Genomic DNA, 12,396 nt, shown 5'->3' on the forward strand with positions numbered 1-12,396 from the left:
TAATTGTTTGAAAGCTTGTCCGGAAGCACACTCTCTTGCTTTGTGCTCTCATTCCTCGACAAAAACAATAACAATCCACCAAAAGTTCTCTATCATCCCCAACAAGAATTGACAGACTTCCATCTCTTGGCTGTTTTATACTGGTACAAACAAGTGCAAGTACTGCTTTTGATTCTTTGTTTCAGATGAAAGGAGCAGAAGGTGGTCATTTATTTAGATGTGATTTGGCTGTTAAACTTTTGTTTTGATCTATTGCTTCTCTTACTCACTGCATTTATTCTCAAACGACAAGTAAAAAAACGGCGATATATGTTAGGAGCTCTGATTGGATCGAGCATTGTTCTCTTGCTCTTTACACCATTTGCAATGTTTGTGTCACACCCTTTGGGCAAACTGCTTTTTTCTGTCTTGATCGTGCTTGCTACTTTTGGATTTCAAAGATTTCGATCCTTTTTTCAAAACCTGTTTGCTTTTTACTTTATCACATTTTTGATGGGAGGAGGCATGATCGGGGTTCATTCGTTTTTACAAACCAATACTGTTATTCAAGACGGGCTGCTGATTTCACAAAATGATGGCTTTGGTGATCCCATTAGCTGGCTTTTCGTTTTAACCGGCTTTCCTGCGATTTGGCTGTTTTCAAAGAAAAGATTAGGAGAGGTCGGTGCGAAAAAAAGACAGTTTGATGAACAAGTCCTTGTGGAGATACACATTCACGGGGAGATCATCCGTTTAAAGGGACTCGTCGATTCCGGTAATCAGCTGTATGATCCTATGACGAAAACACCTGTGATGATCGTTCAAGCAGATCAGCTCATGTCCATTTGCGGAGAGCCATTTATAGAGCTTATGAAGCAGTCTCATCCTGTTGAAGTGATGCAAAAGCTCGATGATCAATTTCCGCTTCTTGACCGTTTAAGACTTGTTCCATATCGAGCGGTCGGTCATGATCACGGGTTTCTTCTATGCTTAAAACCAGATACGGTCATCATTTATTCAAAGACGCATATGATCCAGCCAGCCAAGTGTTTTGTAGGCATGAGTCTGAGCGGTTTATCAGCAGATCAGGAATTTCAATCCATCATTCATCCAGATATGTTAGACGGAAAAATCATCCAAGGGGTGTCTTAAGTTTTGGTGATGTCTTTTATCTTACGAGGTCAACTTGACATTTAGAAGGGAGAAGAAGATGAAAAAATTAAAATTTAAACTCACTTACTACTGGTATAAACTCCTCATGAAGCTAGGTCTTAAGAGTGATGAGATTTATTATATTGGTGGTAGTGAGGCGCTGCCGCCGCCATTATCAAAGGATGAAGAGCAGGAACTGCTTGTCAAATTACCAAAAGGTGATCAAACAGCAAGGGCTATCCTGATTGAAAGAAATTTGCGGTTGGTGGTCTACATCGCAAGAAAATTTGAAAACACAGGGATTAATATTGAGGATTTAATTAGTATTGGAACTATTGGCCTGATTAAGGCAGTCAATACATTTAATCCAGAAAAAAAGATCAAGCTTGCGACATATGCTTCGAGATGTATTGAAAACGAGATTTTGATGTATTTGCGCCGAAATAATAAAATTCGTTCAGAAGTGTCGTTTGATGAGCCGCTCAACATTGATTGGGACGGAAATGAACTGCTTTTATCAGACGTACTTGGAACAGATGATGATATTATCACACGGGATATTGAAGCAAATGTAGATAAAAAACTTTTGAAAAAAGCGCTGGAGCAATTAAATGACCGCGAAAAGCAGATTATGGAGCTCAGATTCGGTTTAGTTGGCGGTGAAGAAAAAACCCAAAAAGATGTCGCTGATATGTTAGGAATTTCCCAGTCGTATATTTCAAGACTTGAAAAAAGAATTATTAAACGATTACAAAAAGAATTTAACAAAATGGTCTAAAAAAATTTTTTTGAAAGCTCTGTCCCTTTGCTGTCAAAGGTATCAACTTCTTTTCTCATGATTCTCATCATCACTCGTGCATATTTTTCCAACCCAAGGAGATACTGAACTTTGTACAACAGCTCCTGTAGGGAGGGAAAAAAGTGTCCAGAAATAAAGTGGAAATCTGCGGAGTCGACACCTCCAAACTGCCTGTTCTGAAAAACGAAGAGATGAGAAAATTGTTCAGACAGCTGCAGGATGAGGGTGACGATACAGCAAGAGAAAAGCTAGTCAATGGCAATTTGCGGTTGGTTTTAAGTGTGATTCAGCGTTTTAACAACAGAGGCGAGTATGTGGATGATCTCTTCCAAGTAGGCTGTATCGGATTAATGAAATCAATTGATAATTTTGATTTAAGCCACAATGTCAGATTTTCAACTTATGCGGTCCCTATGATCATAGGAGAAATCCGTCGATACTTGCGTGATAACAACCCAATTCGGGTGTCTCGTTCACTTAGAGATATTGCCTACAAAGCGCTTCAGGTTCGTGAGAGGCTGATAAGTGAGACAAGCAAGGAGCCAACGGCAGAAGACATTGCCAAAGTGCTGGAAGTGCCTCATGAGGAAATTGTCTTTGCCCTAGATGCGATTCAAGATCCTGTTTCTTTGTTTGAACCGATCTATAATGACGGAGGAGATCCGATTTATGTGATGGATCAAATTAGTGATGATCGGAACAAAGACACACAATGGGTAGAGGAATTGGCCTTAAAAGAGGGAATGCGCCGATTGAATGATCGAGAAAAAATGATTCTGCGCAAACGCTTCTTCCAAGGAAAAACGCAAATGGAAGTCGCTGAAGAGATCGGAATTTCTCAAGCACAAGTCTCAAGACTTGAAAAAGCAGCCATTAAACAAATGAATAAAAACATCTTTTAAAGCCGCCGCTTCATGTGCGGCTTTTTTCATTCTTGGAAAGAGCACGTCTCTAGTATTGACTCTGTTATTTTTTTCATTTAATCTGTTTTTAACAAATGTTATTTTAGATATCATTTGTTAGGGAACACTTAAGCGGAAAGAAGGGTTATTATGACATTCCATGATGAAAGAAGACTGCTCATTAAGGTTGCGCATATGTATTATGAAGAAGGCGCCACTCAATCTAAAATAGCAGAAGCGGTTGGGGTTAGCCGTTCGCTCATATCGAAATATTTGGCAAAAGCACGTGAAGCAGGAATCGTGGAAATCATTATTCATGATGAAGTGAATCAACAATATGGATCATTAGAAAGAAAAATAGAGCGGAAATATGGGCTGCGAGAAGTCGTCTGTGTGGAAACGCTCAGTCAAGAAACAACAAAAAGCCGAATTGGCGCTGCGGCGGCAGGCTTTTTATTAAAAGTCATGAAGGATGGACAAGTCATCGGTTTTTCCTCAGGAACCACTTTGCATGAAATGGCGAAAGCGCTTACGTCAGTTCAGCACTACCCATCCGTGACATTTGTTCCTCTAGTCGGGGGTGTGGGAAACGAAGATGTTGATATCCATGCCAATTATATTATTGCGAGATGCACAGAGGCACTCAAATCTAAATGTGAGTTTTTACATGTGCCTGTCATGCTTGATACGAAAGAAGCGAAGGATGTACTGATTCGGCAGCCGTCAATCAAAAAAGTGATTGAACTAGGAGAATCATCAAATATTGCGGTTGTCGGGATTGGCGGGGTTCCGCAGCATTCAACGATGGTGAAATCTTATATGACAAGCGGAGAGGAGGATATTCTTCAAGCGAAGGATGTAGCGGGTGACATTTGCTATAACTTTATTGATCACCAAGGGGAAGTGTATCCTCACCCATGGAACGACAGGGTAATGGGCATAAGCCCGCAAAAGCTGAAAGAAATCCCGCTTGTCATTGGTGTTGCTGGAGGAGAAGAAAAAATTGAAGCGATCCGGGCAGCATTAGAAGGTGGATTAATTCATGTATTAATTACGGATGAACGAACAGGAGATGCCTTATTAAAGTAACTACCTAATCATATTAGGTAGTTTTTTTGAGTCTTTAGACTCAAAAAGATTGAAAATTTTATCGATTTTATCTTGACACAAAGTTGACACATCATATAAACTAAGTTCATAACAAATGATAAATAAAATAACAAATGTTACAAGAAGCAGATTTTTGTTAATTTTTATAACATTTGTTAAAAGTTTCAGATTATTTTTCTAGCAATCTACCCGAGAAGCAAGAAAACCTGAAAGGATGATTTAGATGTCAATCTATCAACAGTTGTTAGCTCGAGAACGCAGTGGAGATCCAATCAAAGTAGGAATTATTGGGGCAGGCCAAATGGGCTTTGGACTTATTTCACAAATTTCTAAAATTCCAGGCATGATTGTAGCAGGTGTTTGTGATATTCACCTTAGTGCAGCAGAGAAGGCAGCGAATTTTTACAAGCAGCATGCGAAGCCGCATCAAATGGTCGTCACAAATGATTATAGAGAAGTAATTCAATCAGATTTTGTGGAAGTTGTCGTAGATGCAACAGGAGTGCCAGAGGTCGGAGCAAACATTTCTTTGGAAGCGCTTAATTCAAAGAAACATCTCGTTCTTTTAAATGTAGAAGTTGATATTACCATCGGTTTGGTGATGCATAAATTATTCACAAATGCAGGACTTGTTTATTCTGGATCAGCTGGAGACGAACCGGCAGCAACACTAGAATTATATGAATTTGCAAAAACAATGGGACTTGAGGTGCTCGTTGCTGGGAAAGGCAAGAACAACCCATTCTTCCCAGAAGCAAATCCAGATACGTGTAAAGCAGAAGCAGATAGTAAACATATGAGTGCACATATGCTCGCTGCCTTCCAAGATGGAACAAAAACAATGGCAGAAATGAACTTATTAAGTAACGCGACAGGGCTTTTGCCAGATAAAGTCGGTATGCACGGAGTCGAAGCAAATTTAGAGAATGTAGCAGATAAATTGAATCAAAAACAACAAGGCGGCGTGCTCGATAACTTCGGAGTCGTGGAATATGTAAACGGACTTGCTCCAGGTGTATTCGTTATCGTCAAGAGTGATCTAGAGCCAGTAGATGAAGAGCTTCGTTACTTAAAAGTTGGAAAAGGTCCTCACTACACGCTTTACCGTCCTTTCCACTTAGCGAGCCTTGAAACACCTGTTACGATCGCAAAAGCGGTCTTACAGCATGATTCATCGATCCACCCGATTGGTGTACCAGTCTCAGAAACAGTCGCTGTTGCGAAAAGAGATATTAAAGCAGGAGAATCACTTGACGGAATTGGCGGATACTCCGTAAGAGGTGTACTTGAAACACATCAAGACATGAAAACGAACGGTCACATTCCAATTGGCTTAATCAGCGGAAAAGTTGTAGCGAAAAAAGACATCAAATTAGGACAGTTCCTTACTCATGATGATGTAGAGCTTGATTCAAACACAACCGTCTGGAAGCTGCGTTCATTACAAGATCACTTATTTCAATCATAAGGACGTGAAGCTATGGAAAAATTAGCAATCGTACTTTGTATCATTCTCATTGTGCAATATGGGTTATCTTTTATCCAAATCAAGTATTACCGCAAAAGCATGGACTCACTAATTGATGACTACAGAGGGAAACAGGGATATCACTTATTTTCAGGAATGGAACGGCGCAAAGTTGGCCCTGGAGCCATTGCGCTCATCATTGTGGATGAATCATATATCATTCAAAAATGCCATGTGCTTGGCGGCGTGTCGATCTTATCTAAATTTAAAGAAGTCCCTGCATATGAAGGCAAGCATGTAGGGGCTGTGCTGGACGAGCACCATATGATGAAGAAGACGTTGAAAAAGCGCAAAAAAGCGCCAGCTGTCATGCAAGCTCTTTCCATGGCGGCTGAGCAGGCACTTGTCTCAATTTCGAAAAAAAATATAACAAATGTGAACTAAAGAAAGGGGAGATGAAACATGGAATGGATTCAATGGTTTGGAGAGCACTTTATCGGAATGTTTGAAGCCGGCGGAAAGCAGTTCATGGGTCTAATTACAGGTATCGTTCCAACGCTTGTTGTGTTACTTACTTTCACTTATGCTGTCATGAAATTTATTGGAGAAGAGCGAGTGAATAGAGCCATTCAGTTTGCAGCGAAATATACCATTTTGCGCTACACGTTAATGCCGATCTTATCTGTTCTTATTTTGACAAACCCAATGGCTTATACGTTTGGCCGCTTCTTACCTGAAAAACAAAAACCAGCATTCTATGATTCAGCTGTTTCATTTGTTCATCCGGTGACATCACTGTTCCCGTATGCCAACGCAGGAGAACTATTTGTCTACTTAGGAATTGCGAACGGGATTAAAGAAGCTGGATATTCAATGTCAGAGCTTGCTGTTCGTTACTTCTTAGTCGGGATCGTCGTCATTTTACTACGCGGAATCATTACTGAATGGATTACAAAATATTTAGCAGGAAAAATGAAAGCGAATTCACAATAGGGGAGGGTTAGACATGACAAACCACAAAGTATTTGTTGCAAAAGGTGCTGGCGGATGGGGAGAAGGCTTAGAGCTTGAACCAACTGGTAAAAGAAGAAAGGTTGTTTCCATTACAGGGGGAGGCATTCACCCGGTTGCACGTAAAATTGCAGAAATGACAGGGACAGAAGCATGTGACGGCTTTAAAAACTCTATACCAGAAGATGAAATGATGTGTGTTGTCATTGACTGCGGTGGAACAGCGCGAATCGGACTTTATCCAATGAAACGCATTCCTACTGTAGACGTTTTGGCATCCTCTCCTTCTGGGCCGCTTGCTAAACATATTACAGAAGATATCTTCGTATCAGGCGTAACAGAAAAAGATATTTCCTATGCAGAAGCATCTGATGGTGAGGCGAAAGCAGAAGGTCAGGAAAACAGTGAGTCGATTGACAAAGAGAATTTCAAAGAAACGTATGCAAAGCTGAAAGAGGAAAATATTGAGCGGCAGGAAAAAGGCAATTTCCTGATGAGATTCTCACGCGGAATCGGGAAAGTCACCGGTACGTTCTACCAGGCCGGCCGTGATTCTGTTGATATGCTTTTGAAAAACATTATTCCTTTCATGGCATTTGTCAGTATGTTAATTGGAATTATCAATTATACAAAAATCGGTGACTTGATTGCCCATTTTCTATCACCTTTGGCAGGATCTCTTTGGGGGCTCTTACTGCTCGTTGTGGTCTGTACACTGCCGTTCCTATCACCTGTCTTAGGACCTGGAGCAGTCATTGCCCAAGTCATCGGTGTTCTGATTGGCAGTCAAATTGCACTAGGAAACATTCCGCCTCAATTTGCACTTCCTGCACTATTTGCCATCAACGGCCAAGTAGGGTGTGATTTTATTCCAGTGGGGCTGTCACTTGGTGAAGCGAAGCCGGAAACGGTACAATATGGGGTACCAGCTGTTTTGTATAGCCGTCTTATTACAGGGGTTCTATCTGTTGTGATCGCATACGTTGCCAGCTTCGGTATGTATTAAGTATTAAAGGAGGAATCGAGATACATGGTAACACAATCTGTCGTAAAAGAAATTGGGATCTTAGTCCCTCAATTTAAAGAAGATAAGCTGATTGTTTTATTTGGACCCGCAGCGCCGCAGGAATTAAGAGATATGTCTGTCATTCATGAGTTCGAGCATCTAGAAGAAGAGCCGCTGAAGCTGGGCGGAACCATTCAAGTGGGCGATCAAACGTACACGATCACAGCCCTCGGCAATAAAGCAAATGACAACTTTAAAGAGCTCGGCCATATTTCGATCTACTTCCAAGAGCCGTTTGATGATGTATTACCAGGTGCTGTTTTTGCATCCCCGCACACGTTTCCTGATATAAAAGAAGGCGTACGAATTGAAATTTCGTAACCATGCAAAAAAAAGCTGTTCCTAATAAGGAGCAGCTTTTTTATATGAGGTTTACCGGAAAGAGCATTTACGATATGCTGTAAACATTCATTATTTGTATATTCGGAATTTTTAATCAGGAGGAAGTTATGGTGTCACTTGAATTGAAGAATGTTTCATTAAAAAGAAATGGGAAATGGCTGCTGCAGTCTATTGACTGGCAGGTGAACAAGCAGGAACACTGGGTGCTTTACGGTTTAAATGGTGCGGGAAAAACCGCTTTATTAAATATGCTCTGCTCCTATTATTTCCCCACGTCAGGCGAGATGACAGTGCTGGGACATGTCTTTGGCAAGGAAGCTCTTGGTGAAAAGCTCAGGAGGAAAATTGGTCTCATCTCAGCGGGACTTGAAAAGAAATTGCATAGAGACGACAATGCTTTTGAAATTGTACTTAGCGGCGCATTTGCTTCTATCGGGCTTTATGAAACCCCGACAGATGAAATGAGAGAGAAAGCCATTGATCTATTAAAAGCATTTGGTTCATTCAAATATGCCAACAGAACATATGAAACCCTCTCACAGGGAGAGAAGCAAAAAGTCTTGATTGCGAGGGCTTTAATGAATGATCCGCAGCTTTTGATTTTAGATGAACCTGTGACGGGTCTTGATTTTTTAGCAAGAGAGCAAGTGCTGGAGACCATCTCATTTATTGCAGCAAAGCCTGATGCGCCTACTTTGCTCTATACGACCCATCATGCAGAGGAGATTCTGCCTGTTTTTCAGCACACCTTATTATTAAAAGATGGATCTGTTTTTGATCAAGGAGAAACGAAAGAAATGATGACAAGCGGCTTGCTTTCTTCTTTTTTTGAATGTCCGGTAGATGTCATGTGGAGAAATGGCCGTCCGCATTTAAGTAAATTGTAGATAAAAGAAACTATTGGTCTGCGTCCCTGCTTTTCCATCATACATATTATAGTAGAAAACGAAAGGCGGGGAAGGACAGATGATCAGTATTTCTGAATTCCAAATCAAGGATGTCGTCGATGTATCCAGCGGAAAAAAACTAGGCACCATTGGGGACATTGATATTAATGTGACAAGCGGCAAAATACAAGCGATTATTATTGGCGGCACAGGGAAAATGATGGGATTTTTCGGAAAAGAAGAGGAAATGATCGTCCCTTGGCGAAATATAGTAAAAATTGGCGAAGATGTAATACTTGTCCGATTGTCTTCTTAATTCGTATAACTCCTCAATGAATCATTCAATTTTTCCTTAAAACAAACTCTCCATTCTCAGCAAACAATGTCTTTTTCGGGTAAAAAGATTACGTTTTCATATCAATTTGAAAAAAAACCTGCAGAAAGGGCACATTTGAGTGTAATATTTAATGAATCCCACTAACTGTCTATGCATGTCTTGTGGTAAAATAGGAGCGATATAAAGAGAGATGAATGAAAGGTGGGAGGCAGCTTTGACACACAAATATGACCCCTTTCAGCAGAAATCACCATATGCAATGACCATTCATGATTGGACGAACATGACATGTTCTGGAAAAGAGGTATTGGCCGGATTTACGACAAAAAATGGCGGCTTCAGCCTACCTCCATATCAATCATTGAACACTGGACTCCATGTAGGAGATGATGCTTCTAGTGTTCAAATGAATCGTCAAGTCATAGCAGATGCTGCTGCTGTGCCGCTCTCTGATTGGGTGTTTGCAGACCAAACACACGAGAATCGCATCCTGAAAGTCACCAAGGAGCAAAGAGGAAGAGGAAGTCTTCATTATCATGAGGCACTGCCTGGTACAGACGGTTTATATACCTCTGAGACGAACATGATGCTCGCTCTTTGTTTCGCTGATTGTGTTCCGCTTTATTTTCTAGCTCCGCAAAACGGATTAATTGGAACGGCTCATGCCGGCTGGAAAGGAACCGTCAAGCAAATTGGTGCAAAGATGGTTGATGAATGGGTCCGCCAAGAAGGTGCCAAGGCCGATCATATTCAAGTCGTCATTGGACCATCCATTGGCAGCTGCTGCTACATAGTCGATGACGTAGTCATGGATCAAGTGAAACAGCTTCCTTTTTCAACAGAGGATGTGTATTCCGAGATTTCACAAGGACAATATAAAATTGATTTGAAAACATTAAACAAAAACGTATTGCTTCATGCAGGAATAAAAGAAGAAAACATACATGTCAGTTCGATGTGCACAAGCTGCAATGATCAGCTATTCTTCTCACACCGGCGTGATCAAGGCAAAACAGGACGTATGATGTCTTTTGTCGGGTTTAAGGAGGCATAAGTGCAATTGAATGTACGAGAGAATCTCAGACAAATAAATGAACAAATAAACGAAGCATGTAAAAGAGCCGGTAGACATCCAGCAGATGTATCGGTCGTTGCTGTGACAAAGTATGTCTCAATTGAACGAGCACAAGAAGCCAAAGAAGCAGGAATTATGCATTTTGGTGAAAATCGTGACCAAGGGTTACTTGAAAAGCAGGCGGCCATAACCGATGAAAACATTAGCTGGCACTTCATCGGCAGTTTACAAACACGTAAAGTGAAATCTGTCATTCAGACAATTGACTACTTACATTCGCTGGACAGGATGTCTCTTGCGAATGAAATTGAAAAAAGAGCGGATCACACAGTTCGCTGTTTTGTACAAGTGAACACGTCACTTGAGGAGTCAAAACACGGCTTGAAAAGTGAAGACGTCATTCCATTTGTGAAGCAACTCGCTGATTTCAAACAGATTGAAATTGCAGGACTGATGACGATGGCTCCATTTACAGATGATTACACTGTGATTCGAAACTGTTTTAAAACATTAAAAAACCTTCGAGAAGAAGTAAAACATCTTAACCAAGTAAATGCACCTTGTCAGCATTTATCGATGGGCATGTCAAATGATTTTGAAATCGCAATTGAAGAAGGTGCGACATTCGTTCGGATTGGCTCTTCACTTGTTGGAAATGAAACAGGAGGTGCGTGACATGAGCATAAAAAATAAGTTTAAAAGCTTTTTCACTCTCGACGATGAAGAGTATGAGTACGAATATATTGATGAAGAAAGAGAACCCGTTCAAGAAGAAAAAGGAACGAAGGACAAAGCAGCATTTCAAGATCGTCCGCAGACAGGAAAACAAAATGTTGTCAGCTTGCAAAGCGTGCAAAAATCCTCTAAAGTGGTGTTAAGTGAGCCGCGTGTTTATGCAGAAGCGCAGGAGATTGCAGACCATATTAAAAACAGACGTGCAGTCGTCGTGAATTTGCAGCGCATTCAGCATGATCAAGCAAAGCGAATCATTGACTTCTTAAGCGGAACCGTTTATGCAATCGGTGGAGACATCCAGCGTATTGGCTCGAATATATTCCTCTGCACACCTGATAATGTAGATGTATCTGGTACAATATCAGAGCTATTGACAGAGGAAGAACCTCAGAGGTGGTAAATCATAGTGATTCTAAATTTCATTTTTAATATTTTAGGAACGGTATTAACGATTTACTCATTCGCGATTATTATTTACATCTTTATGTCATGGGTGCCATCTGCAAGAGAAACTGTGTTTGGCCGTTTTCTGACAAATATTTGCGAACCGTATTTAGAACCATTTCGTAAAATTATTCCGCCAATCGGCATGATTGACATCTCGCCGATTGTGGCATTGCTTGTGATTCGTTTTGCATCATCATATGGACTAACTGGTCTTTACAATATGATTGTGCGCTTCATGTAAACAGGCTGCCGGGCTTGGCACTGCCAGGCTCTTTTACATAAGAGGGGAACAAAATGAGCGATATCTATCAGCATTTTAGAAAAGACGAACAGCCATTTGTTGACCAAGTGTTAGGCTGGAAAAAAATCGCACTCGACCAATATCGAATGAAATTAACAGATTTTCTTGATCCGCGTGAGCAATTTATTACTGAATCCGTCATCCAGCATGGCGAAGAACTTGGGATCATGTTTTTTGGCGGGTATGAGGGAGCGGAGCGCAAAAGAGCTCTCATTTATCCTGATTATTTAGAACCTTCTATTCAAGATGTTGAGCTGTCATATTTTCAGGTGAACTATGCGAAAAAGTTTATTTCCTTAGAACACCCGAAGCTTCTCGGCTCATTGATTGGGACAGGCTTGAAGCGTCAAAAATTCGGAGATCTATTATTTTCAGAGGAAGATGTGCAATTTATTTGTACAAGTGATGTCGCCGATTTTGTGCGGGCGCAGCTGACACATGTCGGCAGAGCAGCCGTTTCATTAGAGGAAATCACGCAGGCAGAAATAAAGCCAGTGATCACGAAGACTGATATCAAAGAAGATACCATTTCTTCACTTCGGCTGGATGCTGTATGCGCTGCTGTCAGCCGTCAGTCTCGGCAAAAAGCACAGCTTTTAGTTAAAAATGGGCTTGTCAAAGTCAATTGGAAAGTCACTGAGGACCCTTCCTTTACAATCGGTGAAGGCGATCAGCTCTCTGTTCGGGGATTTGGCCGCTTTAGCCTCAAAACGATTGATGGGAAGACCAAAAAAGATAAATTCAAAGTAACATTTGAGCTTCTGACATAACGAACTTGAATCTGG

At 40.9% G+C, this 12,396-nt stretch carries 16 protein-coding genes; all 16 read left to right on the forward strand.

Translation table 11 applies throughout. The annotated features are described in order from the left end of the window. Nucleotides 1–201: 201 nt before the first annotated feature. The 16 genes from spoIIGA (at nucleotide 202) to MHB66_RS07345 (ending at nucleotide 12,381) form a co-directional block, all read left to right on the forward strand. A complete protein-coding gene (gene spoIIGA, locus MHB66_RS07270) occupies nucleotides 202–1,131 on the forward strand; it encodes a sigma-E processing peptidase SpoIIGA (protein ID WP_046310869.1) in 930 nt (309 codons plus the stop codon). Nucleotides 1,132–1,189: 58 nt separating this feature from the next. Beyond that, nucleotides 1,190–1,909, forward strand: coding sequence for an RNA polymerase sporulation sigma factor SigE (sigE, locus tag MHB66_RS07275; RefSeq protein ID WP_007499746.1), 720 nt, complete (start codon nucleotides 1,190–1,192; stop codon nucleotides 1,907–1,909). 143 nt (nucleotides 1,910–2,052) lie between these two features. Further along, the gene (gene sigG, locus MHB66_RS07280) at nucleotides 2,053–2,832 is read left to right on the forward strand and encodes an RNA polymerase sporulation sigma factor SigG (RefSeq protein WP_024424250.1); all 780 of its coding nucleotides are present in this window, start codon (nucleotides 2,053–2,055) and stop codon (nucleotides 2,830–2,832) included. Nucleotides 2,833–2,982: 150 nt separating this feature from the next. Further along, nucleotides 2,983–3,921 (forward strand): sugar-binding transcriptional regulator, encoded by a 939-nt coding sequence (locus MHB66_RS07285; protein ID WP_046310871.1) that lies wholly within the window; start codon nucleotides 2,983–2,985, stop codon nucleotides 3,919–3,921. A gap of 244 nt (nucleotides 3,922–4,165) precedes the next feature. Further along, nucleotides 4,166–5,410, forward strand: coding sequence for an SAF domain-containing protein (locus tag MHB66_RS07290; protein ID WP_024426935.1), 1,245 nt, complete (start codon nucleotides 4,166–4,168; stop codon nucleotides 5,408–5,410). 12 nt (nucleotides 5,411–5,422) lie between these two features. Then, nucleotides 5,423–5,854: a transcriptional regulator GutM gene (locus MHB66_RS07295; protein ID WP_024424247.1), complete on the forward strand. Its 432-nt coding sequence runs from the start codon at nucleotides 5,423–5,425 to the stop codon at nucleotides 5,852–5,854. 18 nt (nucleotides 5,855–5,872) lie between these two features. Next, nucleotides 5,873–6,403, forward strand: coding sequence for a PTS glucitol/sorbitol transporter subunit IIC (locus tag MHB66_RS07300; protein ID WP_024424246.1), 531 nt, complete (start codon nucleotides 5,873–5,875; stop codon nucleotides 6,401–6,403). 13 nt (nucleotides 6,404–6,416) lie between these two features. Further along, on the forward strand, nucleotides 6,417–7,427 hold the full coding sequence (locus tag MHB66_RS07305; RefSeq protein ID WP_024426936.1) for a PTS glucitol/sorbitol transporter subunit IIB: 1,011 nt from the start codon (nucleotides 6,417–6,419) through the stop codon (nucleotides 7,425–7,427). Nucleotides 7,428–7,451: 24 nt separating this feature from the next. Further along, nucleotides 7,452–7,808, forward strand: coding sequence for a PTS glucitol/sorbitol transporter subunit IIA (locus MHB66_RS07310; protein ID WP_007499733.1), 357 nt, complete (start codon nucleotides 7,452–7,454; stop codon nucleotides 7,806–7,808). A gap of 131 nt (nucleotides 7,809–7,939) precedes the next feature. Next, entirely contained in the window at nucleotides 7,940–8,716 is a 777-nt protein-coding gene (locus tag MHB66_RS07315) for an ABC transporter ATP-binding protein (RefSeq protein ID WP_041118122.1), read from the forward strand. 79 nt (nucleotides 8,717–8,795) lie between these two features. Next, the gene (locus tag MHB66_RS07320) at nucleotides 8,796–9,032 is read left to right on the forward strand and encodes a YlmC/YmxH family sporulation protein (protein WP_008344958.1); all 237 of its coding nucleotides are present in this window, start codon (nucleotides 8,796–8,798) and stop codon (nucleotides 9,030–9,032) included. A gap of 235 nt (nucleotides 9,033–9,267) precedes the next feature. Beyond that, the gene (gene pgeF / locus MHB66_RS07325) at nucleotides 9,268–10,107 is read left to right on the forward strand and encodes a peptidoglycan editing factor PgeF (RefSeq protein WP_200896492.1); all 840 of its coding nucleotides are present in this window, start codon (nucleotides 9,268–9,270) and stop codon (nucleotides 10,105–10,107) included. A 6-nt stretch (nucleotides 10,108–10,113) separates the two neighbouring features. Then, nucleotides 10,114–10,803, forward strand: a complete 690-nt coding sequence (locus MHB66_RS07330; protein ID WP_046312227.1) for a YggS family pyridoxal phosphate-dependent enzyme — start codon at nucleotides 10,114–10,116, stop codon at nucleotides 10,801–10,803. A 1-nt stretch (nucleotide 10,804) separates the two neighbouring features. Beyond that, nucleotides 10,805–11,263, forward strand: coding sequence for a cell division protein SepF (sepF, locus tag MHB66_RS07335; RefSeq protein WP_024424241.1), 459 nt, complete (start codon nucleotides 10,805–10,807; stop codon nucleotides 11,261–11,263). 6 nt (nucleotides 11,264–11,269) lie between these two features. Further along, nucleotides 11,270–11,551, forward strand: coding sequence for a YggT family protein (locus MHB66_RS07340; RefSeq protein ID WP_024424240.1), 282 nt, complete (start codon nucleotides 11,270–11,272; stop codon nucleotides 11,549–11,551). Between the two features lie 53 nt (nucleotides 11,552–11,604). Beyond that, complete coding sequence (locus MHB66_RS07345) at nucleotides 11,605–12,381, forward strand: RNA-binding protein (protein ID WP_024424239.1); 777 nt, start codon at nucleotides 11,605–11,607, stop codon at nucleotides 12,379–12,381. Nucleotides 12,382–12,396: the final 15 nt, after the last annotated feature.

The sequence above is a fragment of the Bacillus sp. FSL L8-0167 genome, assembly GCF_038630295.1.
GTDB lineage: Bacteria > Bacillota > Bacilli > Bacillales > Bacillaceae > Bacillus > Bacillus safensis.

Coding starts and splice junctions, on each gene's coding strand:
- MHB66_RS07305 (WP_024426936.1), top strand. CDS start 6,417: ATGACAAACCACAAAGTATTTGTTGCAAAAGGTGCTGGCGGATGGGGA.
- sepF (WP_024424241.1), top strand. CDS start 10,805: ATGAGCATAAAAAATAAGTTTAAAAGCTTTTTCACTCTCGACGATGAA.
- MHB66_RS07285 (WP_046310871.1), top strand. CDS start 2,983: ATGACATTCCATGATGAAAGAAGACTGCTCATTAAGGTTGCGCATATG.
- sigE (WP_007499746.1), top strand. CDS start 1,190: ATGAAAAAATTAAAATTTAAACTCACTTACTACTGGTATAAACTCCTC.
- MHB66_RS07290 (WP_024426935.1), top strand. CDS start 4,166: ATGTCAATCTATCAACAGTTGTTAGCTCGAGAACGCAGTGGAGATCCA.
- MHB66_RS07310 (WP_007499733.1), top strand. CDS start 7,452: ATGGTAACACAATCTGTCGTAAAAGAAATTGGGATCTTAGTCCCTCAA.
- MHB66_RS07300 (WP_024424246.1), top strand. CDS start 5,873: ATGGAATGGATTCAATGGTTTGGAGAGCACTTTATCGGAATGTTTGAA.
- MHB66_RS07345 (WP_024424239.1), top strand. CDS start 11,605: ATGAGCGATATCTATCAGCATTTTAGAAAAGACGAACAGCCATTTGTT.
- MHB66_RS07320 (WP_008344958.1), top strand. CDS start 8,796: ATGATCAGTATTTCTGAATTCCAAATCAAGGATGTCGTCGATGTATCC.
- MHB66_RS07295 (WP_024424247.1), top strand. CDS start 5,423: ATGGAAAAATTAGCAATCGTACTTTGTATCATTCTCATTGTGCAATAT.